Source organism: Cutibacterium sp. 37298 (genome assembly GCF_023838685.1).
In the GTDB taxonomy this organism is placed as follows: Bacteria; Actinomycetota; Actinomycetes; order Propionibacteriales; family Propionibacteriaceae; genus Cutibacterium; species Cutibacterium acnes.
Window position 1 is genome coordinate 270,491 of record NZ_JAJNRJ010000002.1, and the last position, 23,589, is coordinate 294,079.

At 57.1% G+C, this 23,589-nt stretch carries 16 protein-coding genes and 2 pseudogenes; 2 read left to right on the forward strand and 16 right to left on the reverse strand.

Going from position 1 to position 23,589, the window contains the following annotated elements:
• Positions 1 to 4: 4 nt before the first annotated feature.
• From LRP59_RS05760 to murQ, 12 genes and pseudogenes are all read right to left on the reverse strand, one after another.
• Positions 5 to 535, reverse strand: coding sequence for a hypothetical protein (locus LRP59_RS05760; RefSeq protein ID WP_032504779.1), 531 nt, complete (start codon positions 533 to 535; stop codon positions 5 to 7).
• A gap of 20 nt (positions 536 to 555) precedes the next feature.
• Positions 556 to 4,128 carry a DNA polymerase III subunit alpha gene (dnaE, locus tag LRP59_RS05765; protein WP_002521609.1) on the reverse strand — a complete coding sequence of 1,191 codons (3,573 nt, stop codon included), beginning with the start codon at positions 4,126 to 4,128 and terminating at the stop codon, positions 556 to 558.
• 61 nt (positions 4,129 to 4,189) lie between these two features.
• A pseudogene (locus LRP59_RS05770) lies at positions 4,190 to 4,389 on the reverse strand (hypothetical protein).
• 629 nt (positions 4,390 to 5,018) lie between these two features.
• Positions 5,019 to 5,384: a PTS lactose/cellobiose transporter subunit IIA gene (locus tag LRP59_RS05775; protein WP_014604437.1), complete on the reverse strand. Its 366-nt coding sequence runs from the start codon at positions 5,382 to 5,384 to the stop codon at positions 5,019 to 5,021.
• A pseudogene (locus LRP59_RS05780) lies at positions 5,381 to 6,657 on the reverse strand (PTS sugar transporter subunit IIC). Before LRP59_RS05780 ends, LRP59_RS05775 begins: the two are co-directional and overlap by 4 nt.
• Positions 6,654 to 6,965, reverse strand: coding sequence for a PTS sugar transporter subunit IIB (locus LRP59_RS05785; RefSeq protein ID WP_002513567.1), 312 nt, complete (start codon positions 6,963 to 6,965; stop codon positions 6,654 to 6,656). Before LRP59_RS05785 ends, LRP59_RS05780 begins: the two are co-directional and overlap by 4 nt.
• 27 nt (positions 6,966 to 6,992) lie before the next feature.
• Positions 6,993 to 8,423, reverse strand: a complete 1,431-nt coding sequence (locus LRP59_RS05790) for a glycoside hydrolase family 1 protein (protein ID WP_002513568.1) — start codon at positions 8,421 to 8,423, stop codon at positions 6,993 to 6,995.
• Positions 8,420 to 9,430 carry a hypothetical protein gene (locus LRP59_RS05795; RefSeq protein ID WP_002531374.1) on the reverse strand — a complete coding sequence of 337 codons (1,011 nt, stop codon included), beginning with the start codon at positions 9,428 to 9,430 and terminating at the stop codon, positions 8,420 to 8,422. Before LRP59_RS05795 ends, LRP59_RS05790 begins: the two co-directional genes overlap by 4 nt.
• On the reverse strand, positions 9,427 to 10,392 hold the full coding sequence (locus tag LRP59_RS05800; protein ID WP_032496338.1) for an N-acetylglucosamine kinase: 966 nt from the start codon (positions 10,390 to 10,392) through the stop codon (positions 9,427 to 9,429). Before LRP59_RS05800 ends, LRP59_RS05795 begins: the two co-directional genes overlap by 4 nt.
• On the reverse strand, positions 10,352 to 10,798 hold the full coding sequence (locus LRP59_RS05805) for a hypothetical protein (RefSeq protein WP_014604439.1): 447 nt from the start codon (positions 10,796 to 10,798) through the stop codon (positions 10,352 to 10,354). Before LRP59_RS05805 ends, LRP59_RS05800 begins: the two co-directional genes overlap by 41 nt.
• A gap of 3 nt (positions 10,799 to 10,801) precedes the next feature.
• On the reverse strand, positions 10,802 to 12,361 hold the full coding sequence (locus LRP59_RS05810; protein ID WP_002521618.1) for a PTS transporter subunit EIIC: 1,560 nt from the start codon (positions 12,359 to 12,361) through the stop codon (positions 10,802 to 10,804).
• Positions 12,339 to 13,253, reverse strand: a complete 915-nt coding sequence (gene murQ / locus LRP59_RS05815; protein WP_148378363.1) for an N-acetylmuramic acid 6-phosphate etherase — start codon at positions 13,251 to 13,253, stop codon at positions 12,339 to 12,341. Before murQ ends, LRP59_RS05810 begins: the two co-directional genes overlap by 23 nt.
• A gap of 116 nt (positions 13,254 to 13,369) precedes the next feature.
• On the opposite strand from murQ, the gene LRP59_RS05820 reads away from it, so the two are divergent.
• Both LRP59_RS05820 and LRP59_RS05825 read left to right on the forward strand, forming a co-directional pair.
• Complete coding sequence (locus LRP59_RS05820) at positions 13,370 to 14,251, forward strand: MurR/RpiR family transcriptional regulator (RefSeq protein ID WP_002521619.1); 882 nt, start codon at positions 13,370 to 13,372, stop codon at positions 14,249 to 14,251.
• Between the two features lie 9 nt (positions 14,252 to 14,260).
• A complete protein-coding gene (locus LRP59_RS05825; RefSeq protein WP_002513575.1) occupies positions 14,261 to 14,908 on the forward strand; it encodes an HdeD family acid-resistance protein in 648 nt (215 codons plus the stop codon).
• Positions 14,909 to 15,086: 178 nt separating this feature from the next.
• Here the strand turns inward: LRP59_RS05825 and pbp4b are convergent, their stop codons facing one another.
• Genes pbp4b through gltB form a run of 4 tightly spaced genes read right to left on the reverse strand, consistent with a single transcriptional unit; the run spans position 15,087 to position 23,559 of the window.
• Positions 15,087 to 17,201 (reverse strand): penicillin binding protein PBP4B, encoded by a 2,115-nt coding sequence (gene pbp4b / locus LRP59_RS05830; protein ID WP_002513576.1) that lies wholly within the window; start codon positions 17,199 to 17,201, stop codon positions 15,087 to 15,089.
• Positions 17,202 to 17,210: 9 nt separating this feature from the next.
• Positions 17,211 to 17,519 carry a hypothetical protein gene (locus LRP59_RS05835; RefSeq protein WP_002513577.1) on the reverse strand — a complete coding sequence of 103 codons (309 nt, stop codon included), beginning with the start codon at positions 17,517 to 17,519 and terminating at the stop codon, positions 17,211 to 17,213.
• Positions 17,520 to 17,576: 57 nt separating this feature from the next.
• Positions 17,577 to 19,049, reverse strand: coding sequence for a glutamate synthase subunit beta (locus LRP59_RS05840; protein WP_148378360.1), 1,473 nt, complete (start codon positions 19,047 to 19,049; stop codon positions 17,577 to 17,579).
• Positions 19,042 to 23,559 (reverse strand): glutamate synthase large subunit, encoded by a 4,518-nt coding sequence (gene gltB / locus LRP59_RS05845; RefSeq protein ID WP_002513579.1) that lies wholly within the window; start codon positions 23,557 to 23,559, stop codon positions 19,042 to 19,044. Before gltB ends, LRP59_RS05840 begins: the two co-directional genes overlap by 8 nt.
• Positions 23,560 to 23,589 lie beyond the last annotated feature (30 nt).

Consider the following 23,589-nt stretch of genomic DNA (forward strand, 5'->3'; position numbering starts at 1 on the left):
ATTGCTAGTCTAATGAAGCCCCGGTCGACGTCTTTGCGCGTCCGGTCCGCGAAGCGCCACGTCTGGCCGCCAGCAGGGAGGCGATGAGCATGGGCACCATGGCAGCGAGCAGCCATACCAGGACTGCCACCCAGGTATGGAGGGCGAAATCGATGGGGATAACCTCCCCAGACTTAGCTGAAGCAATCCGTTCGGCAAAAGAGTCCGGGCCGATGAGAACACCCACCCACCAACACGCTAGAGCCGACAGACATGCCGAGATCCCAGCGGCTAAAACGCCCCAGGCTCCCCGCCGCCGCATGAGAACCCAGCTCAAACAGCCGATGATGAGTCCCACGACCAGACCGATAAGACAGTACGTAGCGTCAGTTGAGAAGACCTGGGTGAGACCCTTCTCCGTCGTCGTAGCCGCACCGTCAGAGCCGACGGTGTACGTCGGCAGGGTCACCATTGAGTGCCATAGCGGAGCAGCCAGTCCTCCAAGGACGACCCCCATCGCGATCACGAGCAGGCTCAGCCGCAAGACCGCAATCATACGGGCGCGAGTCATCTCGTTCACTGCTGCCTCCTTGGGACGCACGACGGGCCAAGCAAAGCCTTGAGGTCCGCCATGAGCGGCTGACCTTGGGTGACTTTAAGTTCGTCGGCAAGCCGGAATGTTGTTGTCACTTTGCCGTCAATGAGCCGCAACCTCACCTCGGAACTACCCGGATGGTTGCGCAGCACCCCGCGCAGCTCTTCAAGCGTGCCACGGGTGCAGCGTCCGCGACGCATATCGATCGTCATTGGTGCCTTGCTAGCGTCAGTGAGATCAAGCAACCAGATGTCGTTGGCCGACATTTCAACCGTCTCGTCGCGTTCCCGGACGAAGCCGCGTACCTTCAGGATGCTGTCCACCGCTAGCAAGGGTTCCACTCGCTGATAAACCTTTGGGAAACAGGCGATGGTGATGGACGCATCAAGGTCCTCCAGGGTTACTGAGGCCCAAATGTCACCGTTCTTAGTCGTACGCCGCACGATCTGGGTGACCATGCCGACCACGGTATACCGGCCCTCGTGATGGCCCTCAGGATTAACGAGTTCCGCCACCGAAATATCTGATTCGGCCTCCAGAGCAGCCTCGAGCCCACGCAGCGGGTGGTCCGACACATAGAGACCGAGCATCTCGCGCTCGAAGGCGAGTTTGGTACTGCGATCCCAATCGTCGTCGGGAACGACCCTCTCGACCCCCATCTGAGTGGGCTGGGAATCATCCCCCATGCCGAATAGATCGTCTTGACCGTTGGCTTGGTTGCGCTTGATGTCGATGACGGCGTCGACGGCCTGCCCGTAGACAGCCATAAGCCCACGTCGAGAGTGACCCATAGAGTCGAAAGCGCCAGCCTTAATGAGGGACTCGATGAGTCTCTTATTGCATACTGTCAAGCTAACCTGATCGAGGAAGGTGAAGAAGTCGGGGGCTGGACCGTTCTCCTCCCGGGCGCGAATAATCTCAGCTACCGCATTGGCCCCGACATTTCGGACGGCCCCCAGGCCGAACCGAATGTCCTCACCGACAGCGGTGAACTCAAGGGAGGATGCGTTGACGTCGGGAGGAAGGACGTTGATGTGCTGGGCGCGCATGTCAGCTAGGTACATTGCCATCTTGTCTTTATCGTCACCGACGCTCGTCAGCAGAGCAGCGCCGTATTCAGCCGGGTAGTTGGCCTTGAGGTAAGCCGTCCAGTACGAGACAAGTCCATAGCCAGCAGCGTGGGATTTGTTAAAGGCGTATCCAGCGAAGGGGACCATGACGTCCCACAAAGTCTGGATGGCATCGTCGGAGTAACCGTGTTCACGCATACCCGCCTGGAAGGGGATGAAGTTTTCCTCCAGGATGTGCTTCTTTTTCTTACCCATCGCTCGGCGCAACAGGTCGGCGCCACCCAGGGTATACCCGGCAAGTTTTCGGGCGATCGACATGATCTGCTCCTGGTACACAATGAGGTGGTACGTGGGAGCAAGGATCTCGTCGAGGTCCTCCTTGAGTTCGGGATGGATCGGAATGATCGGTTCCCGGTTGTTCTTACGCTGAGCATAAGAGATATGCGCATTAGCGCCCATAGGGCCCGGGCGATACAGGGCTAGCACGGCAACAATGTCGTCGAAGCATGTCGGACCCATGAGCCGCAGCAACGACCTCATGGCCGTGCCATCAAGCTGGAAGACGCCTAGGGTGTCGCCGCGCGCCAGCATCTCGTAGGTTGTCTTGTCATCAAGGGCGATGTTTTTGAGATCGACATCAATCCCCCGGTTGGCCTTGATGATCTTGATACAATGATCCATGATGCCGAGGTTGCGCAGGCCCAGGAAATCCATCTTCATGAGCCCCATCTCCTCGAGCTGGGGGTACGCGAAGCCGGCAATGATCATGCCGTCCTTATCGCGCTTGTGCATCGGCACGAGGTCAAGCAGCGGGGTACTCGACAGGATGAACGCGCAGGCATGCACGCCGGTGCCTCGAATCAGCCCCTCGAGGCCTTTGGCAGTCTCGACAACCTTGGCTACGTCAGGGTTATCTGCCACCAGCTGACGGAACTCCTGGCCTTCGCCATACCTCTCGTGGGAGGAGTCGAAGATCTTGTCCAGTGGAACGCCCTTGCCCATCACGTCCGGGGGCATTGCCTTGGTGATCTTGTCGCCGAGGGCGAAGGGATAGCCGAGAATACGGTTAGCGTCTTTCACAGCGGCCTTCGCCTTAATCTTGCCGAAGGTGTTGACCTGGCTGGTGTACTCGGCCCCGTACTTGTGCGTGACGTAATCAATGACCTTGTCACGCTGACGATCGTCGAAGTCAAGGTCGATATCGGGCGGATTGACGCGCTCCGGGTTGAGGAACCTCTCGAACAGTAGACCGTGTTCCAGCGGGTTGATCGCGATAATGCCGGTCAGGTAGGCAACCAGGGAACCAGCCGCCGAACCACGTCCGGGCCCTACCGGTACCCCCATCGAACGTGCCGCGTTGCAAATATCGGAGACAACGAGGAAGTACGAGGCGAATCCCAGCGGTTCGATGACCGACAGCTCAGTCTCGAGACGCTCTAGGACCTCTTTGGGTGGGTTCGGACCGAATTTCTCGTCAAGTCCTTCCTGGAGTTTCTTACGCAGCCAGGACTCCTGAGTCTCCCCCTCAGGAACATCGAACTGCGGCATCCGGTCGACGTACTTGAACACCTCGTCATAGGAACCAATCATCTCGGTCAGCAGCAAGGTGTTGTCACAGGCCTCCGGATGGTCGGGGAACAGCGCCCGCATCTGCTCCGAGGATTTGATGTAGTAGCCGGAACCGTTGAACCGGAACCGGTTCGGATCATCTTTGTTTCGGCCCACACCGACACACAGCAAAGAGTCGTGGGCGTCGGCCTGATCCTCAGTGACGTAGTGGGAGTCGTTGGTGACCAGCAACGGAATGTCTAGTTTTTTGGCCAGCTTCAGCAGGTCGGATCTCACCTGCTTTTCGATTGGGACGCCGTGGTCCATCAACTCACAAAAATAGTTTTCACGGCCAAAGATGTCCCGATAATCGGATGCAGCTTGGCAAGCTTCCTCAAACTGGCCGAGGCGCAGCCGGGTCTGCACCTCACCCGATGGGCAGCCGGTTGAGGCGATGATGCCACCGGGGTACTGGCCCATGAGCTCGCGGTCCATACGCGGTTTCATGTAGTAGCCCTCATAGGACGCCAAGGACGAGAGTCGGAAAAGGTTGTGCAGGCCTTCGGAATCCTTCGCCCACATCGTCATATGGGTGTACCGACCGCCGCCAGAGACGTCTTTGCCGCCCTCGGCATCCGGATCTCCTGCATCACGCGAGGTCCCCCAGAATTCCTGTACTCGTGACTTGCGGGTACTCGGAGCGACGTACGCCTCGATACCAATGATCGGCTTAACGAGAGGATTCTGGTCCCCGTCGTACTTCTTGGAAATCTGGAAGAACTCGTAGGCACCGAACATATTTCCGTGGTCGGTCATCGCGACCGCAGGCATCCCTTGACGTGCCACCTCGGCGAAAAGTTTCTCGTTGCTGGCAGCGCCGTCCAGCATCGAGTATTCGGTGTGGGTGTGGAGGTGGACGAAGTCGGAACGGGCCACAGGGACTCCTTTCACATTCCGACCCCAAGCCCTTGGGATCGTGCCTTGCGATCGTGCTGACCTAGACAGAGTAGTCGGAACCAAGGACATCTCGAATCACCCCTGGTGCGAACGGCAAGTATTGACGTACGAGGTGGGCGAGACGATGTGTGAAGCTGTCGCGTGGGTAACGTGACAAGGCCCTTTCTTGATACCACCGTTGCCGGGGTGTTGTGACTTGTCGTTGGAAACCTGCGCCACGTGGTCGACAGACTGTCCCACGACGTCGCAGCCAAAGTCGGCGTCGTGGCTTCTTCTCCGCTTATCAGACTGCTGAACACCTTCATGCGTCTGGGGGGGTGATTGCAGTCACGGCACTCCGGACCAACCAGCGCGCGTGCAGCCGACAGTGAGACCCGTATTGCGCGATTAATCCTATGGGAGGTCGCCAACCCGCTAATCACCGGAATTGCGTCCGGGTATTAGCAGCGCCGTGCTCTTGACGTGCAGCCGAATGGGCGAACTGGCTACTGCGGCACTACCTCTGATCTGCCTGAAATAGGTAAGCCGAACCTTGGGTTGGGCAAACACCTGAAAAGCCGTGTTATCAGCTCGTAGCAGTATCGCGACGTCGACCCGGAACTGGCTGACAGGGTGCTGCGGTTTCTTAACCGGCGGATGATAATCGTCGCGCGAGATGAAGGAACCGAAGCAAGCTAGGGCCCGGGAACTTCAGGGACAGCGAAACGACGGCAGTTCACGTGCGCACCGCGTCGCCCGGTAGCCCCTCCTCGCATTCAGTGCACCCACCTCACGGGACCGTCTCACAGCACTCTGCACCCTGCAGCATACCGGGCACCACGCGAAAACACCCGAATACCGCACCTTCCAAACCTACGATAATCGAGCAGTCACTTCCCACCGTTGATACCTATGTCTCGAATTAGTCCAATCATGTGCTCAATGAGAGACTGTTCTGACATCGTCGTCATCAACTGGTCTTGGGCATGGACGAGTAAAAGCGACATCGGCAGCGAGCCGTTGAGATCACGCGTGATGAGCTCGGTCTGCATATCATGGGCTTTCTTCAACTGTGTGTCCGCCCTAATCATGCACTGTTCACTCTCAGTCATCTCGCCAGCCCGTGCTTTGTCAAGAGCCTGATACAGCGACGCACGCGCCTCACCAGCGCTCGTGATGATGGTAAAAATGGCGGTTTCGATCTCTGGCATCACCGCCCCACCATCCGGGCTGTCACTCCCACAATATGAAGTCATGCTCCACCTTCTTCGCATTGCTCTTTTCTGAGTTGATCCCTGTCATACATCCTCATAAATGGATAATAAATAGCAGTAGAAATTAATATATTTACAAGGCATAAAACGATGGCACGCCAGTCGCCGCCCGTCATCAAAAACGCGCCTATTGGAGCGGGTAACGTCCACGGCGGCTGAACAGCCATATACGTGACAAACCCCAAATAAACGCAAACCAAGTTACCACGCATAGCACCAACGGCGCGAGGAGGAAAGGTATAATAAAAAACGGATTCATCATGACTGGGAGACCGAACATGATCGGCTCACTAATATTGAACAACGCAGGAACCGCGACCGCTCGCATGATTGACTTGGTATACCTTGCTCTCCCAACTAAAAAACCGGCAATAACTAGACCCATAGTCGCCCCAGAGCCACCAATGGAGACGAACCACTGGAAGAACGTCTCCGGTGCAATGTGAGGGGCCGGGACACCAGAAGCCACGGCGTCAGCGTTGTCGCTCAGATACTGCAACCACACCGGCCGGGCAACCGATCCAGCTACCGAATCTCCGCTGATCCCGAAGAACTATAGAAACACGACTAAGAAAGCGGGTACTAATACTCCTGGTAACGAATCGCCAGCTTTAACTAGAGGTGAAAGACCCTGCTGCACAACCTCGACGATGTCGATCTTAAAAACCACAGATATGAGGGTCATTATACCCATGATAATGAAGGCCGGAACGACGGCACCGAAAGATCGGCTGACGGACTCAGGAACCTGTTCTGGCATCCTGAATGTCAAGTTATGCTTATAACAGATGCGCATCACTTCAACGGCCAGCAGTGCTAAGATCATCGCAGGGAATAGCCCTCTTGAGCCTAGACTCTCAAGTGCGACGTAGATTCCATCTCCAAACGTCTTTGGGGTCAGGCTAAGTAGAAATGCAGCGACACCAAGTTGGCCACCAGCAAGGCCATCGAGATCATAACTACGAGCAAGACTTGAACCGACTCCGAAGCATACATATAGGGACATGATCCCGAACGTCATACGGTATGGAATGAGAATCTGGTCCGCGTGGTCCTTCACCCACATAGCAAATCCTGACGTTTCAGGGACCGGCGGAGCTGCTATAATAAGAATTAAGCTGCCGGCGATGATGAAGGGGATAGCGGAAATTACACCGTCGCGAATAGCCCGGATATGTCGCTGCTCCGATATCATCGACATCGGAGCAGCCACTCTCCTATCCAAGAAGTTAAAGAACTTCTCCATGGCGATCACCCGAGATGTTCTTTGACAGTCTTTACCAGTTCTGAACCGCCAAGCGGACCGTAGGCAACCGGAGGAATCGCGCAAATCGGGATCCCACGTCGATCGACGTACTGTTGAAAAGTCTTCAATCTATTTCGCACCTGGGGAGCGACCAAAACGAGATCCCATTCCCCTGTCGATATTTCGTCCTGCGCCTGCCCTGACCCGACAGCCTTAGCCTGGAGCGGCTCGCCCAGCTTCTGGAATTCCTTCTCCAAATTCTTGAGAACGACCCCACTCGACATACCACCAGAGCAAACCAGTAAAACATTAGACATGACCAATCCTCCTTGATTGTGTATCAATCACCTATGAGAGGCGATGAAGTCGCGATACCAATAGAAACTATCTTTCGGCAACCGTTTATAAGTTCCCCGCCCTTCATTGTCTGCGTCTACATAGACGACACCGTACCTTTTCTCCATTTCGCAACTACCGGCACTGACGATGTCAATGATGCCCCAAACGAAATATGCTTCTATACCTACACCCTCCCGCACGGCAAGCTCAGCCTGTTCCATATGGCGCTCGAGATATGATATTCTATAGTCATCGTGGATACGTCCATCAGAGTCGATATTATCCCGTGCACCTAATCCATTCTCAGCAACCATTATGGGCTTCCGGTACCGGTCGTAAACCTTGTGAGCCGCAATCCTCAAACCCATCGGGTCTATCTGCCATCCCCACTCGGTAGCTTCTAAACTAGGGTTTCTCAATGTTGGTACCAGGTTTCCGGGGACTTGTTCACGTTTTTCGTCGACACTACAAATCGACGATGAATAGTACGAAAATGACACGACATCACAGGTATTCGACCTGAGTATGCCACGGTCCTTGTCCGTGACGTCGAGTACTACCCCGTGGTCGGCTAAGAACTTCTCTGTGTAATACCCGTATTCACCTGTTGCAAGTACATCCGCACACCACCACTGATTGATCTGCTCGTCGTGAACGAGCTTCATGTTGTCCTCAGGTGTGGGATGGAGCGCATAGTAATCGAAACAGCTCACCATGCACACGAATTTTCCTCGTACTCCGATATCGCGACCGTATTTTGTTATTAGGGCGCTTGCTATCATTTGGTAATGAAGACCATTAAAGACTGCCTGATAATCATAAGAGTGATCGATGGATCCTATTATTCCGAGTCCATTATAAGGACTGAAATATCCGGAATTAATCTCATTTATGGGAAGCCAATAGTCTACATTTTCTTGCCAGCGATAGACGACAAATTTCGCCATCTTAAGGTACAGATCGATGACGTCACGATGTCGCCAACCTCCGTATTTGCCAACGATAGCAATCGGCATCGCATAGTGATTGATCGTAATGAAGACTTTAATTCCAGCATGTGCAAGGGTGCGAATAATCCGGTCATAGTACATCACGCCTTCCGGATTGGGCTGGTCCTCGAAACCAGTGGGAAATAGACGGGCCCAGCTAATCGAAAGACGATATACATCTAGGCCAAGACTGGTAATGTAATGCAAGTCTGACTCCCAGTATTCGTAACCCCGCGAGCCCATACGGAACGGGAACCGGCAGTCGTCAGAACGGGAATTCTTTGCGTTTCGAACGTCAGCCTCGGTGAGGAGACGAGTTTGTACGGTATCATTCGATAGCCGTGGAATCCATCGACGACAGTCTTGGGTGTCCATTCCCTTTCCATCGTAGAATCCGCCTTCATATTGACTGGCCGCGGTAGCCCCACCCCACAGAATGCGCTTCATCTCACATACCTCTCATGAACACCGTGCGATCCGCTAAACCGTCTAGGCCAACAACTCTTAGCCTCGACCAACTGCTTCAACTCGTCCGGAGTCATATTCCTGTCGGCAGCAATTCCTGCCAACGGCACACAGACGTCAGTGGGGCCCATCACCTCGGTGTTCCACACGTTCCAAGGTCGGTCGACTCGCGTTACGACAGCGCGATGGATCTTGTCTTCGGAGACACACTTAATTCCATAACCGCCATTGATGTCGGTGTGCGATCCATTGGATGACCAATAGCGCACAGTTCCCACCCTATGTCTGGAACAGTTACTGTGACTCGACCGCCCTAAGACAACCACCATGTGGCCACGTTCATCCTTTCCGATTTCGTCATTCCAGAATATTTTCATGAAATCGTACCTGCGGATACTCGCGAACATCTCGTTGCGATCTCCGGGGTCCGCATATTCGCCCGTAGTACCGATATACAGGTTGGTACCAATTTTCAATTCATGGGCCAATTCAGCCACGCCCGGTCCGTTGGCATTTGCACGCCCCCACGCTCCGACTCCATCGTTCTGGATCGGGTAGGGCCTGTTGTCCACCGTGTAAGGCTTCAGGTATTCCCACTCCTGCCTGGGCGGCATGACGCCGCAGGTTTTCTCGTATAGTTCAAGGCTCTTTAACAGCAGAAGATAGGTGGCCGAGGAGCAAAACGACGGCGTCGCAAGGTAAGGGTCCACGCAAACGCCAGTCGCCGTGACCCGAACCGCACGGTCCAATCCTGTCCACGCGGTTTGTCGAAAGCCAGGCGGAATATTTCTGCCGGTGTGGTAGCCGCCGCCAGTAGGAAAGCACTGTAACGCGCGCTCAACACACTGCTGCCACATGACCCTCGGCCTTGCTAGGTCGGCCTTAGCCTCTGCTGTGGGAGCAGGACTCATCATCGCGGCCACCGTCGCGACGCACGTTGCCGACATTACGGTCCTGCGAGTGATTAACCTGCCAGTATCCATTATCATCGTCTCCTGGAATCCGAACAAATCTCTAATGCATTCATCATATCGACGTTGTGCAGCTCGACACCTCGTAAGCGCCCGGCCGCCCAGCATGCCCCGACCACCGGGTGGCTCGCATATGTGCACCCGCCCAGCGAGTCCTCCACCATTGCCCGCAACGTGTTAGGTCGTTGGTATTTGTGACTTGTGCTCGGCGCGAGCAAACCTCCTGCCAGGATGACGTGCTCAGCACCAACACTTCTCACGGTCGTCACCAGCTCCGATGCCCCGGCAGCCAGGATGATCGAAGCGATCTTGTCGTCTTGAGCGGACAATACGATTTGAGCAAAGCTTGCAACGTCTGCCGGTCGAAGCTCCTTCGTCTGACCAATGAGATCCTGAACGGTACATCCATGAGACAATCCAAGCGCCTCGACAACCCCACGCGTGATAGCGGTACTCGGGCCTCGCCGGTCAAGGTCCGCCGCCGCAGCTCGCAAGGCTTTTCTGCCAATCCAGTAGCCGGAACCATGATCCCCCAACAACCACCCAGCTCCATCTCGGCGATCGACACAGCGCCATTCCGAGAAGCGACCGGCTATCGCCCCGGTCCCGGCTACGAGAATGGAGCCGTCCCCCAAAGCTGCGGCAGACCAGTAGGCAATCTCAATGTCAGTCACCACCTGAGGGGTGACATCTAGGCCTACGGCGCCAAATGCCTTCTCGACACTCCGACAGACGTACTGATTCCCAGCCGGACCCGCGCCTGCGGCTCCGACGACAGCGGCTTCCACATGCACAACCGAAGATTGGGCCAACACCGCGCCTAGACAGTCATTGATAGCCTGCCACAAAGATTCGCAACTGACGCGCGCAATACGTTGATAACCCAGTATTTTCCCGCTCGCATCAGTAACGAGGGATCTCACACTCGTTCCGCCAATGTCAACTCCCAAGAAACACATAATCCTGCTCTTTCTCGTCATCACAGCCACGGGTCTCATTGGGCAGCTCTTCTTCCGTCAAAGTCACCGCCGCTCTCGTACGGTGTAATACGATGACCCACGCGTTGCCATACCGCTCGTACTCTAAATTCGGTAAGCCACGACGTAGCGGAGCTCGCAGTCCCTTCTCTGCGAGAATAAAAGCCACCAGAAGACCGCGATCTGTGAACAATCGCGGTCGTTCCAAGCACCACCTACTGGTGATTTCAACGCCAGGACGTGGGCAGGAAGTACGACATCCGACACGCTTCAGACCGACCAGAGTGAAGAATTTCGCGTACTCGGCTTCAGGCATCTGTAGCGAAGCGAATATGACCTTGCTGTGCGAAGCAGCCTGGCGAGCAACGAGGCCACAACTCTCGTTGGTCAGATATACGGACCGCATCATCGATCAGTCCATAATGCGTTCGGCCATGGAATCCTTGAAACCGAACAGGTAAGTGAGCACAGCTCCCATGATTACTGAAATAAGCCAGCCACCGAGATACCAGCCCCACTTGCCGGCCGAAATCACCGGTGCCATGAGTAAGCCCGACAGGCCAAAGGCCTGGGAGCCAAACGTTCCGGAGTTCTGCATCCCCCACGCTATAAAGGCACCTCCGAAGCCACCACCAAGACACGCGGTGAGGAAGGGGTATAGCAACGGTAACGAGACCCCGTAAATGAGGGGTTCGCCCACACCAAGGATGCCAATTGGTAGCGCGCTCTTAATCACGGACCGCAGTTTCGGATTCCTGGTTTTCATAAGAACGGCAATGGCCATTCCCACCTGAGCCGCACCAGCCATCGCAAGAATGGGTAATAGTTCGGTAAAACCATGATTGGCGATGAGTTGAGCATGAATTGGGGTCAGTCCCTGATGAATGCCCAACATCACCATAGGCAAGAAGAAGGTTGCGAGGATAAATCCGCCGATGATTCCACCTTTAGCAAGGGCGAAGTCAACGAGCAGCCATGTGAGGCCCTTCATCAGCAAGGATGACAACGGCATGATCACAAAGATTGACGCTGCGGCGCCGAGGAGCAAAGTTACAACCGGCACAAGAAAAAGTTCCATAGCCGCCGGGATAACCTTTCTCAACCGCCTTTCGATGACGGTGAACAGCCAGGCGGTGATCATGACGCCGATGACACCTCCCAGTCCGGGTTGAAGCTCCCCGAATATTGGGATCGTCAGCGGGATAGCTGCCGTCTTGTCGGTTGCTGCCGTACCCGCCAGAGCGGGCATATATGGAACCCCGCCCGCGATGAGGCCTAGCACCGGGCTGCCACCACATTCTTGAGCTGTGTTGTGGCCGACGATGAAGTTGAGCGAGGCAATAACGATCCCTCCCAGACCAACTAAAACCAGGAACCACCCGTCATTGGCAACCGTGGGGTCAATTGTCTTCCAAATCCCGCAGATTGCGGTCACTAGCCCACAGGCGATGAACCCTGGAATGATCGGGACGAAAATGTTCCCGACGTGACGGAACATCGCTTGCACCCTAGATGTTTGCGTGCCTCGGACCATCTTCTTGGTCCGAACGGCTATATCTGTATCACCTTCCAGGACTGGACTCGGCTCTGTCTCGACCACTGCAGAGTCCACACCTCGCTTTGCGGTGCCAGGCGGCGTGACTTGAGTCGTCGCGTCTGTGTCGGTGGCAGAAGCAGAATCCGCCGACCCCATGACCTCACCGAATGCTGACCGTAATCTTTCCGCGTGACCAGGCCCGACGACGACTTGCAGCTGCTTACCCTCGACGACTCCAAGGACCCCAGCCAGCCCATTGATGGCCTCAGCATCAGCAGTCTGGGGCCGGATGAGGTTGAGACGCAGCCGCGTCATGCAATTGGTAAAAGACTCGATATTGTCGGGCCCTCCAACAAGATCGAGTATTTCTCGTGCAAGCAAGTGATAGTCCATGACTTCCTCCCTGGAAGATTCACAGGCGAAGGTGGTTCTCATCGACGGCTACCCGGACTACGCCGCCCACTTCAGCCAGTCGGGCTCGAGCTTGAGTCGCAGTCATCCCCAACAGCACCATGACAATGGCCGTCTTGGCATGTCCGCCAGCCTCGTGTAACGCCGTGATGGCATCATCACAAGAGCATCCCGTGGCAGCCATGACAATGGACATGGCCCGCTGCCGTAGCTTCTCGTTGCTCGGAGAGACGTCAACCATAAGGTTGCCGTATGTTTTACCTAAGCCGACCATGGTCGCCGTGGAGATCATGTTGAGGACCAGCTTCTGCACGGTCCCTGCTTTAAGGCGGGTCGATCCGGTGAGAACCTCAGGGCCAGCGTCGATTTCCACCGGAAGGTCTACCTCGCTGCTGATGACCGCACGATGGTTGCAACACACTGAAGCCGTCACCGCCCCAGCTCGCTTCGCAGCGCGCACCACGCCTACAACCCAAGGAGTTCGTCCTGAGGCTGCCAGACCGACGACGACGTCGTGGGGTCCTGGCTGAAGCACGTTCAACTCCTCAGCGCCACGATCCGCATCGTCTTCAGCTCCCTCCACAGCCTGAAACATCGCCTGCTGTCCACCTGCGATGAGGCCGACGACCATCGTGGGGTTGGTGCTAAACGTCGGTGGGCATTCCACCGCATCGAGGACCCCTAAACGCCCACTCGTTCCGGCACCGGCATAGATCAAACGGCCTCCGGCCGACAGACCCTTCACTGCAGCCTCCACGACGGCGGCGATGGCTGGAAGTTGAGACGCGATAGCATCCGGGACGCGGTGATCCTCGTCATTCATGAGGCGGAGCACGTCGAGGGTCGGCAACTGGTCGAGTTTTTCGCTGGCCGGGTTCCTTCCCTCAGTCGTTGCAAGATTCGTCAGACTGTCCATGGAATCTCCTCCCCGAATCAAGACTTTGTGGTTCCATATCTGCGATGACACACCACGAAACGCGCCGCCCCCACGACGTGAAATGATTGTACACAAAATCCAACTTTAGTGGAAGGATGTTTCACATGGATGACAGCCTGCTGCCTCGGATCGATATGGCCAGAACGACCATGCGTCCTGCAGAGGCCCAGGTTGCCGCCGTCATACTGGCCAAGCCCGACTGGACACTAGCTGCTTCAACGAGCCAACTCGCTGAGGCTGCCGGCGTATCCCCCGCGACTGTCGTGCGCTTTTGCCGAGCCCTTGGGATGAGTGGTTATCGGGAGCTTCGCACCGAGCTTGCGCGCGACTTATCTCGACGTACCCTCGAGCTAGAGAGGTCCTCAGTGGCTGAGGGCACTATTACTCTCGACGACTCTCTAACCCAAATGATCACGAAGATCGCGTTCCATGAGGCTCGCACGATTGAGAATACTGCGCGGGCCGTTGACGCCGACGAGCTTGAGGCTGTCGCCAGCGCTATCTCGATTGCCCCGCGGACTGCGCTTTTCGGGGTCGGATCCAGCGGTCTTGTCGCAAGCGACCTATCTGAGAAACTGGAACGCATTGGCCTTGTCTGCCAGCATCATCAAGACACCCATATGCAGCTTGTTCATGCCGCATTGTGTAAACGTCCCTGCGTAGCCTTAGGAATCTCTTTTAGCGGTAACACCCAAGAAGTCGTTGAGGCTCTCACCGTGGCGCAAAAGCACGGCGCTACTACCGTCGCTATGACAGGCCTACCTGATTCTCCCGTCGGACGGCTTGCCGACCACGTCCTCGTCACTTCAGCACGCGAAACACAGGTTCGCGCAGGTGCGATGTCCAGTCGGATGGCACAGCTAGCCGTTGTGGACTTTCTTTTCGCGCGCGTCGCCCAGCTGTGCATGGATGACCTCGAGACCCTCCTGAGTAGTACGCGCACCGCGGTAAGCACGCACAGAAAGTCCCTCACGTAGACTTAACGCATGTCGTCACAGACCCTCAGCAAGACCTGGAAGTCGATCTGGTGGATTCCGTTCACCAAGGGGATCCTCGCAATCGTTGCCGCAGTGGTGGCCCTGCTCTGGTCCCGCCAGACGATGACTGCCCTTGTGATCATCGTCGGTATCTACGCCATCATCGACTCCATCATGACCCTTGTCAATGCCCAGGCCCTCCATGGCATGGCCGGCACCGGATTCATGAAGGGCTGGGGCATCATCGGCATTATCATTGGCGTGATCCTCATCATTCATCCTGGATTCTCCTTGCACGTCATTGCCATCTTCATGGGAGTGTGGCTGGTGCTCCTGGGCGTGTTTGCTACCAGTTTTGCCCTGCCCTTGAGACTCGTCACGCAGAAAGCATGGGGCTGGATGTTTGGCGGTGGCATCAGTCTATTCGTCCTGGGCATCGTCATCCTCGTTCATCCTGGATTCGGCGTAGTGGCCATGAGCTGGCTGCTAGCGCTCGGGGTACTGCTCTATGGCGTTGCTAACCTTGCCATTGCCATAGGAATCCGCAAGATCACAAGCTCTATCTCGCTGGCGATGCGTCGCAACCCCCGCAACACCATCATTGAAGGAGACGTGGTTGACAGCCCTGACACTTCAACCCGTCCCGAACTGAAGTGATGATCTGATACACAGTAATTGAATTGCACTACTGTTGCTCCGGCCTCATTGCTAGGGGCTGAAGTCACGTCCGGGATCATGCTCCCGTATCCAAGAAGATGGTCTATCGACTGCTGCGACGACGGGGAATAACACGAGGCCAATGTGTCCTAGTTGGCGAGAAAGCGGCACGCTCCGGTCACAGCGCATCGACGTCCGTCACCCTCTCGTCCTCAGCCAATGCCGAATACACTCGAGAGATGAGCCCCACATAGTGCGCAAGCGGGAAGGCCCCAGTGGCAAACTCGTTCGGTGGCTCGACGACCGGGCTGTGACGCATATTAGTCAACAGCACGATCTGGATGTCACGTATCGGATCGACCATTGTGATTGTCCCGGTCCAGCCGGTGTGCCCGAAGGCTGCCTTGCTTGGCCCGCCATGGAAGTAGTAGTACCCGTTCGTTCTCCAACCCAGCCCGTAAGTCTCGCTATCACCATCAGGAGTGAGAAACCGACGCTGCACATCGGCCGGGAAGTACTCACGGCCCTGATACATGCCCTCGTTGGACATCAACTGCAGCAGCACCCCCAGATCGTCAGCGGTGGAGAACAGCCCTGCATGCCCCGACACCCCCGACATGGTGTAAAAAGCTTTCTCGTCCTGGACCTGCCCACAAATAGTCTGGGTACGGATGAACACCGGACTGCCGTCAGGACGAGTGCCGAAGTCGACATTGCCGTCCCGGGTGTTACCGTTCAGCTCGGTCGCGGCAATGAAGTCGGGGGGCGTGCTGACGTCAAGTGGCCGGAATTCAGTCCGCTCGAGCCCCAGGCGCCGATAAACGCCCTCTTGGAGATATTCGTCGAGGCGTTTACCGACGACCTGCTCGACGATCAGGCCAAGGATCATATAGTCGACGTCGCTATACGCCCGCTCGGTGTGCGGTGCATACATGAGAGGTGTACGGCAGATCCGGTCGATCACGTCGGTACGGTTCGAGATGTCGTCGAGGTTCTGCAGGTATAACTCGCCTGCCACTGTCGCGTTGGGATATTGCGGATCCGGAACGAGCCCACCTCGATGGTGCATGAGGTCGACCAGCCGGATGGTCTTCTTGCCAGTGAATGGGTTTTTGATACCGCCGGGACCCCCAACCGTCCACGAGCCGGTGTAGACCGTCGACTCGTCCCGGAAAGCCTCCCAACCGGGAAAGGTACACACCTGACGCGACAGGTCGATCCGCCCCTGCCCCACAAGCATCTGCAAGGCCAGGTTGACCGCATACATTTTGGTGTTCGAGGCGATGTCGAAACGAGTCGTAGCTGTCACGGGAATCTGTTCGGCAGGGGGTAGCAGTCGCGCCTTATGCACCGTGTGGTCAATGACCTCGGTGGAGTACTTGAGGGCCTGACCGGCATGATGACGCCAGGCAATCTGGCCATGACGGCAGACCAGCACACTCGTTCCGGAGAACCCGGCCTTGACCTGATCGTCGATCCAAGAGCCGACCCTGGCCAACTTAGACTGATCAAATCCCAGAGCACCGACGTCCCGGCTGGTGCGAAGCACATCAAAACCAACATGCATCCGCTCCAAGGCGACGAGTTGACGGCCGACCCTAACCAACCTGACATCCCACAGCCGCCGCACGACACCGACGGTAAGCCAGTACTGTCCACCAACGACCATCCCATCGACTGGCTGGATCATGAGGTTGGGCTCGTCGTGGAAAAACTTCTCCTCGAAGTTGCGGGCATGAAGATTGCGGCGAGTGTCGAAAGTCTCGACGTCGCCACCGCGTCGCACCGACAGCAGGTCTGACGGAACACTAGACAGTCCGTCGAATGGAACTGCCCCCCTCGACAGAGGCCAACCGGCGGTCTTCGCCAACCAGTCGACGCTGATCCAATACCGCCCGGACATCACTCGCACTCCTTCGGACGGGACCGGGAGAGCAGAGCGATAGGTGGCGGGATCCTCATGGTCGCCGTCACACATGATCCACACCTGGTTAGCATCGCCTCTGACTAGCCACCGCCAGCGTCCTGAATCCATGCGCACCGCGAACCTGCGTGACGGGACATTCACGCTAGCAATCCGAGACAAGGCCTCCGGACGGGTAGAGAATCGACGGATGCGACCGTCGAGACCTCGGACTTCCACCCGACTCGTTGCCGGGGCGCCTATGAGGTGAATCGTCAGGCCCTGAGTGTCAGATCCGAACGCCTGTAATGTCCGATCTGCCAAAGGTGCGGTGACAATCGCTGTCATCGATGCACCCAGTACGGTTCTGCGTCGGATATCGTCGATCATGGCGACAGACTAGACGGCCGGCGGCTCACGCCGGTCATTGCCCCTGGCATCGTCCTCGATGTCGAGTTCACGATCGAGACGGTCGTCCAAGGCACGGGCCCTCCGCTGGGAGGCCAAGGAGGCCCACCAGACACCCGCGCCAATGATACCCAAGAAGGACGCGGCCCCACCAAAGGCCCCCAGGACGAATCGTGGATCACTCTGGCTAGGTGCCGTAAGACCGATGACATCGAGCACCACAAAGAGTGCCACGCACACCCACGTCAGCGCTTTGGCGTGGCGAATCGTCGAGTCGAGATCCTCCTCATTATCGTTCATCCCAGCAGTTTCCTCCTAGATGGCGCCTCCTGTCGAGCCCATGAGATCGCCTCGGGGCTACACCGTCATCTGGCGATCCGACGGTCTTACCGGCTTCGGTAGCACCGACGGTGATCCTTTGAGATATGCATCAACACCGTGAGCAGCTGCGCGTCCCTCCGCGATGGCCCACACCACAAGGGACTGCCCGCGGCCAGCGTCACCGCAGGCGAAAACCCCCGGCACATTAGTCTCATACGCATCATTTCTGACGATATTGCCCCGTCCGTCAAGTTCCAGCCCCAGCTCGGCAACAACACCGTCATACTCCGGATGAGCGAACCCCATCGCAAAGATCACCAGGTCGGCCGGCAGATCATGTTCGCTGCCCTCGTCCGCAATAAACACCCGGTTCTCGTCACGATGGCCTGAGACCACCCAAACTGCCTTGACGTGACCCCGGTCATTACTGACGATCTCAACGGTATTAGTCGAGTACACCCGCTGTCCCCCCTCCTCATCGGAGCTGGAGACCCGTAAAATGAGCGGATAAGTGGGCCAGGGATAGTTAGCCGATCGGTCCTTAGGCGGCTTCGGGTTGTACTGCAGCTGGGTAATTGAGGCCGCGCCCTGACGCACTGCGGTGCCTACACAGTCGGTGGCAGTATCTCCGCCACCGATGATGACAACATGCTTACCGTCAGCGTGGATCTGATCAAGCACCTCTGCCCCCGCCACGACGCGGTTTTGCTGAGTGAGGTACTCCATGGCATAACAGACCCCGTCGAGCTCAATACCTGGAGCATCCAGCATGCGTGGAACGGTGGCACCGGTAGCCAAGACGACGGCGTCAAACCGCTCGCGTAACTGCTCGCCAGTGATATCGACGCCGATCTCAGTATTCGTCTTGAAGACGGTACCCTCCAACACCATCTGCTTAATCCGGCGGTCGAGAACCGATTTTTCCATCTTAAAATCCGGGATGCCATAACGCAGCAACCCGCCGATGGCGTCGTCACGCTCGTAGACGACGACCGTATGCCCCGCACGGGTGAGCTGCTGGGCGGTTGCCAGTCCTGCGGGGCCAGATCCGACCACTGCAGCCGTCTTGAGTGAATGCCACTCAGGCACCACCGGAATGACGCGGCGGTCTTCCCAGGCCTTATCAATAATGGCAACCTCAACGTTCCTAATCGTGACCGGGGCGCGGTTAAGCCCTTCGACACACGCCGTCTCGCATGGAGCGGGGCACAATCGACCGGTGAACTCTGGAAAGTTGTTGGTGGTCTGCAGACAGCTGAGGGCCTCGCGCCATTCGTCTCGCCAAATGAGGTCGTTCCAGTCAGGGATGAGATTACCCAACGGACAGCCGGTATGGCAGAAGGGCACACCACAGTCCATGCACCGGCTCGCTTGGTCTGTAATGATGGGCAGCAGAGCGTGACCAGGTCCGCCTGGGTAGACCTCTTTCCAGTCCTGGACGCGCTCTTCGACTGGACGACGCTCCGCCTCCTGTCGAGGCACATTCATAAAGCCGTGCAGATCAGCCATGAGACACCTCCATGAACGTCATCTCGTTCTCGTCCAGGCCGTGCCCCTCAGCGTCGACCATGGCTTTCATCATCCTGGCGTAGTCGCGCGGAAGCACTTTCATAAAGGACTCACGAATTCCGCCAGCCCCTTGTGCCAGAATCTCCCCGGCGAGGGTGGACCCAGTCTCGGTCTGGTGCAGCTCCAGCAGCTCGGTAACCCGATCAACATCGGCTTGTTCCATCGGTAGGGCATCGACCATATCTGCATTGAGGCGGCTGACGTCGAGGTTGCGCACCCAAGCCATCCCGCCAGACATGCCAGCAGCAAAGTTCCGCCCGGTAGCGCCAAGCACCAGCACTTCTCCCCCGGTCATGTATTCACAACCGTGGTCGCCGACTCCCTCCACAACGGCAGTGGCTCCCGAGTTTCGCACACAGAATCTTTCGCCCGCCTGACCACGCAACAGGATTTCACCGGAGGTGGCACCGTAACCGACGACGTTTCCAGCAACGATCTGGTCACGTGGTTGAAACGGCGTTTTGAGCGGTGGAGCGACGATCACCCGACCGCCGGAGAGCCCCTTGCCGACGTAATCGTTGGCGTCACCGATGAGCCTCATCGTCATGCCCCGTGGCACGAAGGCGCCGAAACTCTGTCCAGCAGTACCGGTGAAGGTGAGGTCGATGGTGTTATCAGGAAGACCCTTGCCTTGGGTGGCAACCGTCACACGGTTACCCAACATAGTTCCCACGGTGCGATCGACATTGCGAATGCTGACCTCCTGACGGACGGGGGTGCCATTTGTCAAAGCCTCAGTACACATGTCGATGAGCTTCATATCGAGACTTGTCCCGAGGTCATGATCTTGATCGCGAACGTGACGCAGCGGGGAGCCGTGGGGAAGGTCCACCTGGTGCAAAATCGGCGAAAGGTCAAGACCCTTAGCCTTCCAGTGTGTGATGGCCTTGCGGGTATCCAGTGCCTCAACGTGGCCAACAGCCTCGTCAATGGAGCGGAATCCGAGCTCAGCGAGAATTTCGCGAGTCTGCTCAGCCATCATCATCATGAAGTTGACGATGTGGTCGGGATCACCGGCGAATTTCTCACGCAATTCCGGATTCTGAGTAGCCACACCTACCGGACAGGTGTCGGTATGGCACTTACGCATCATGACGCATCCCTCAACAATGAGCGCGGTAGTTGCGAACCCGAACTCTTCGGCGCCAAGCAAGGCAGCTACGACGACGTCGTGTCCGGTCTTGAGCTGACCGTCGCATTGCACCACGATGCGGTCACGAAGACCATTAAGAAGCAAGGTCTGTTGAGCCTCGGCCAGGCCTAGTTCCCAGGGCCCACCAGCATGCTTGATCGAGGTTAACGGAGCCGCACCGGTTCCACCGTCATGGCCCGAGATAAGTACAACGTCGGCCTTAGCTTTCGAAACGCCGGCAGCAACAGTGCCAACACCAGTCTCGGCCACTAGTTTGACGTGGATCCGAGCCCGGGGGTTAGCGCACTTGAGGTCATGAATGAGCTGCTTGAGGTCCTCGATGGAGTAGATGTCGTGGTGCGGGGGCGGAGAGATGAGTCCGACGCCTGGGGTCGAGTGACGGGTCTTAGCTACCCACGGGTAGACCTTCGAGCCGGGGAGCTGACCACCCTCGCCCGGTTTAGCTCCCTGGGCCATTTTGATCTGAATGTCGTCGGCATTGACCAGGTACTCGCTGGTTACGCCGAATCGTCCCGATGCCACCTGCTTGATAGCCGAACGACGTTCTGGATCGTAGAGACGTTCAGGATCCTCGCCACCCTCTCCGGTATTCGATTTGCCCCCAATCCGGTTCATCGCAATGGCCAGGGTTTGGTGCGCCTCTATGGAAATCGAGCCGTAGCTCATCGCACCTGTGGAAAATCTCTTGACGATCTCGTTGGCTGGCTCGACTTCCGTGAGCGGCACTGCTGGACGATCGTGACGGAACTCTAACAAGGACCGCAGGGTCATGAGCCTGGTTGAGTTGTCGTTGATATGGTCAGTGTAGCGACGGAATTGCTCGTAGTCATTGGTACGCGCAGCCAACTGCAGCCGGAATATCGACTCGGGATCGACGAGATGCTGCTCCCCCTCCCGACGCCACTGGTAGTGGCCGCCAGGTTTGAGGGTGCGGTGGGCCAGACGCACCCCTGTCTCCGGATAGGCGCTGAGGTGACGAGCCAGAATCTCTTGAGCGATCTCGGTCAGGCCGACCCCCTCGATGCGACTCGTCGTTCCGGCGAAGTACTCATCAATGAGTTCCTGCGATAACCCGGTAGTCTCGAAAATCTGGGCTCCGGTATACGACGAGATAGTGGATATACCCATCTTGCTCATCGTCTTAAGGACGCCCTTGCCAAGAGCCTTGTAAACGTTATGGATAGCAGTTTCAGGGTCAGTAGACACCCACACCTCGCGCCGGGCCATGTCCTCGGCTGACTCGAAGAGCAAATACGGGTTGACAGCCGAAGCACCATAACCCATGAGGAGGGCGACGTGGTGCACTTCGCGAACGTCACCAGCCTCGACGACGAGACCGGCCCGGGTACGGGTCTTCTCCCTCACCAGGTGGTGGTGGATAGCTGAGGTGAGGAGCAGGGACGGAATCGGCGCCAGCTCGCGAGTGGCGTGGCGGTCCGAGAGTACAATGATGGTAGTTCCCTCAGCAATGGCCTCAGAAACCTCGGCACGAATCTCCTCGATACGCCGACGCAAGCCCTCGCCACCCTCTTCAACAACAAAGAGGCCCCTCACCACGTGGGTTTTACGATCCGGATGCTCCCCGTCAGCGTCGATGTGAATGATCTTGGCAAGCTGGTCGGAATCGATGATCGGGTAGTTGACGACCACTTGCCGACATGATTCCGGGCCAGGCTCAAGCAAGTTCGCCTCCGGGCCGATGGTGCCCGTCAGGGAGGTGACAAGCTCCTCGCGGATAGCGTCCAAGGGCGGATTGGTTACCTGAGCGAAAAGCTGACTGAAATAGTCCCAGAGCATCCGCGGACGGTTAGATAGCACGGCCAGCGGGGTGTCGGTTCCCATCGCTCCAGTGGCCTCGACCCCCTGGTTTGCCATGGGGGCGACAAGCATCTTGAGCTCCTCAGAGGTATATCCGAAAAGCTGTTGACGCCGCGTTACCGACGCGTGAGAGTGAATGATGTGGGTTCGCTCTGGCAGGTCGTCGAGGTCGATGCGGCCCTGGTCAAGCCATTCCCCATAAGGCTTAGCAGAGGCCAGTCGAGCCTTAATCTCAAGATCGTCAACAACCCGATGCTCTGTCAGGTCGACCAGGAACATCCGCCCAGGCTTAAGTCGTCCTTTCTCGACGACATGGGCGTCCGGCAAGTCAAGCACCCCCGACTCGGAGGCAAAGACAACAAGGCCGTCGTCGGTCACCCAGTAGCGCGCCGGGCGCAGACCGTTGCGGTCCAGCACCGCACCGATCTGGTTACCGTCAGTAAAAATGACACAAGCCGGACCATCCCATGGCTCCATGAGGAAAGAGTGGAACTCGTAGAAGTCGCGCAGTTCCTGAGACATCTCGGTGTTCTCTTGCCATGCCTCCGGGATCATCATAAGAACGGCATGGGGCAAGGAGCGTCCACCCAGGTGAAGTAGTTCTAGAACTTCGTCAAAGGAGGCGGAGTCCGAACCAGACGGGGTGCAGATCGGGTAGAGACGGGCTAGATCGCCCGGAATGAGGTCGGACTGAAGCAGAGCTTCGCGAGCCTGCATCCAGCTACGGTTACCGCGCACTGTGTTAATTTCGCCGTTGTGAGCAATAAGACGGTACGGATGGGCCAGCTCCCATGAAGGGAAGGTGTTGGTCGAGAACCGCGAATGGACCAGCGCGACAGCGCTAGATAGATCTGTGTCATGGAGTTCCGGGAAGACCTCCTCGAGTTGATTAGTCGTCAGCATGCCCTTGTAGACGAGCGTGCGCGAAGAGAGCGAAGCAAAGTACACCCCAGCTTCATGCTGGGCACGCCGCCGCAGCACGAACGCTAAACGTTCCAGGTCCATGCCAACACGACCATCGCGAGCGCGTATCAGTAGGTGTTCAAAATGGGGCATAGTACCCAGCGAGATTTCGGAGAGAGTATGGGTATGCACAGGAACTTCACGCCAACCCAACACCTTGATGCCCTCATCAGCAGCGATGAGTTCAATGGCAGCCCTGGCGCGAGCACGCTGAGCTTCGTCAACAGGCATGAAAGCTAGACCGACGGCATAGGTTCCGGGCTCAGGTAACCGGATTCCGGTGGTCCTCCGCAGGAAGGCGTCAGGGACCTGGACGAGGATGCCGGCGCCATCTCCCGCGGCCGGGTCGGCTCCAGTGGCACCACGGTGATCCAAGTTACGCAGTGCCTCAAGGCCCTGCTCCACGATCTTATGGCTAGCCACCCCAGTCATGGTGGCCACGAAGGCCACCCCGCAAGCATCGTGCTCGAATTGGGGATCATAAAGGCCCTGTCGGGGGTGATGGCCGAAGATCATCGGTGGTCCTTTCGACGGAGGCTGGGTGGG

Excerpts from the sequence above, each read along its gene's own strand:
- LRP59_RS05790 (WP_002513568.1), bottom strand. The coding sequence starts at position 8,423 with ATGAAGCGCATTCTGTGGGGTGGGGCTACCGCGGCCAGTCAATATGAA.
- gltB (WP_002513579.1), bottom strand. The coding sequence starts at position 23,559 with ATGATCTTCGGCCATCACCCCCGACAGGGCCTTTATGATCCCCAATTC.
- LRP59_RS05820 (WP_002521619.1), top strand. The coding sequence starts at position 13,370 with ATGTTTCACATGGATGACAGCCTGCTGCCTCGGATCGATATGGCCAGA.
- LRP59_RS05760 (WP_032504779.1), bottom strand. The coding sequence starts at position 535 with ATGATTGCGGTCTTGCGGCTGAGCCTGCTCGTGATCGCGATGGGGGTC.
- LRP59_RS05805 (WP_014604439.1), bottom strand. The coding sequence starts at position 10,798 with ATGATGCGGTCCGTATATCTGACCAACGAGAGTTGTGGCCTCGTTGCT.
- LRP59_RS05840 (WP_148378360.1), bottom strand. The coding sequence starts at position 19,049 with ATGGCTGATCTGCACGGCTTTATGAATGTGCCTCGACAGGAGGCGGAG.
- LRP59_RS05800 (WP_032496338.1), bottom strand. The coding sequence starts at position 10,392 with ATGACGAGAAAGAGCAGGATTATGTGTTTCTTGGGAGTTGACATTGGC.
- LRP59_RS05810 (WP_002521618.1), bottom strand. The coding sequence starts at position 12,361 with ATGAGAACCACCTTCGCCTGTGAATCTTCCAGGGAGGAAGTCATGGAC.
- LRP59_RS05775 (WP_014604437.1), bottom strand. The coding sequence starts at position 5,384 with ATGACTTCATATTGTGGGAGTGACAGCCCGGATGGTGGGGCGGTGATG.
- LRP59_RS05825 (WP_002513575.1), top strand. The coding sequence starts at position 14,261 with ATGTCGTCACAGACCCTCAGCAAGACCTGGAAGTCGATCTGGTGGATT.
- murQ (WP_148378363.1), bottom strand. The coding sequence starts at position 13,253 with ATGGACAGTCTGACGAATCTTGCAACGACTGAGGGAAGGAACCCGGCC.
- LRP59_RS05795 (WP_002531374.1), bottom strand. The coding sequence starts at position 9,430 with ATGATAATGGATACTGGCAGGTTAATCACTCGCAGGACCGTAATGTCG.
- LRP59_RS05785 (WP_002513567.1), bottom strand. The coding sequence starts at position 6,965 with ATGTCTAATGTTTTACTGGTTTGCTCTGGTGGTATGTCGAGTGGGGTC.
- LRP59_RS05835 (WP_002513577.1), bottom strand. The coding sequence starts at position 17,519 with ATGAACGATAATGAGGAGGATCTCGACTCGACGATTCGCCACGCCAAA.
- pbp4b (WP_002513576.1), bottom strand. The coding sequence starts at position 17,201 with ATGATCGACGATATCCGACGCAGAACCGTACTGGGTGCATCGATGACA.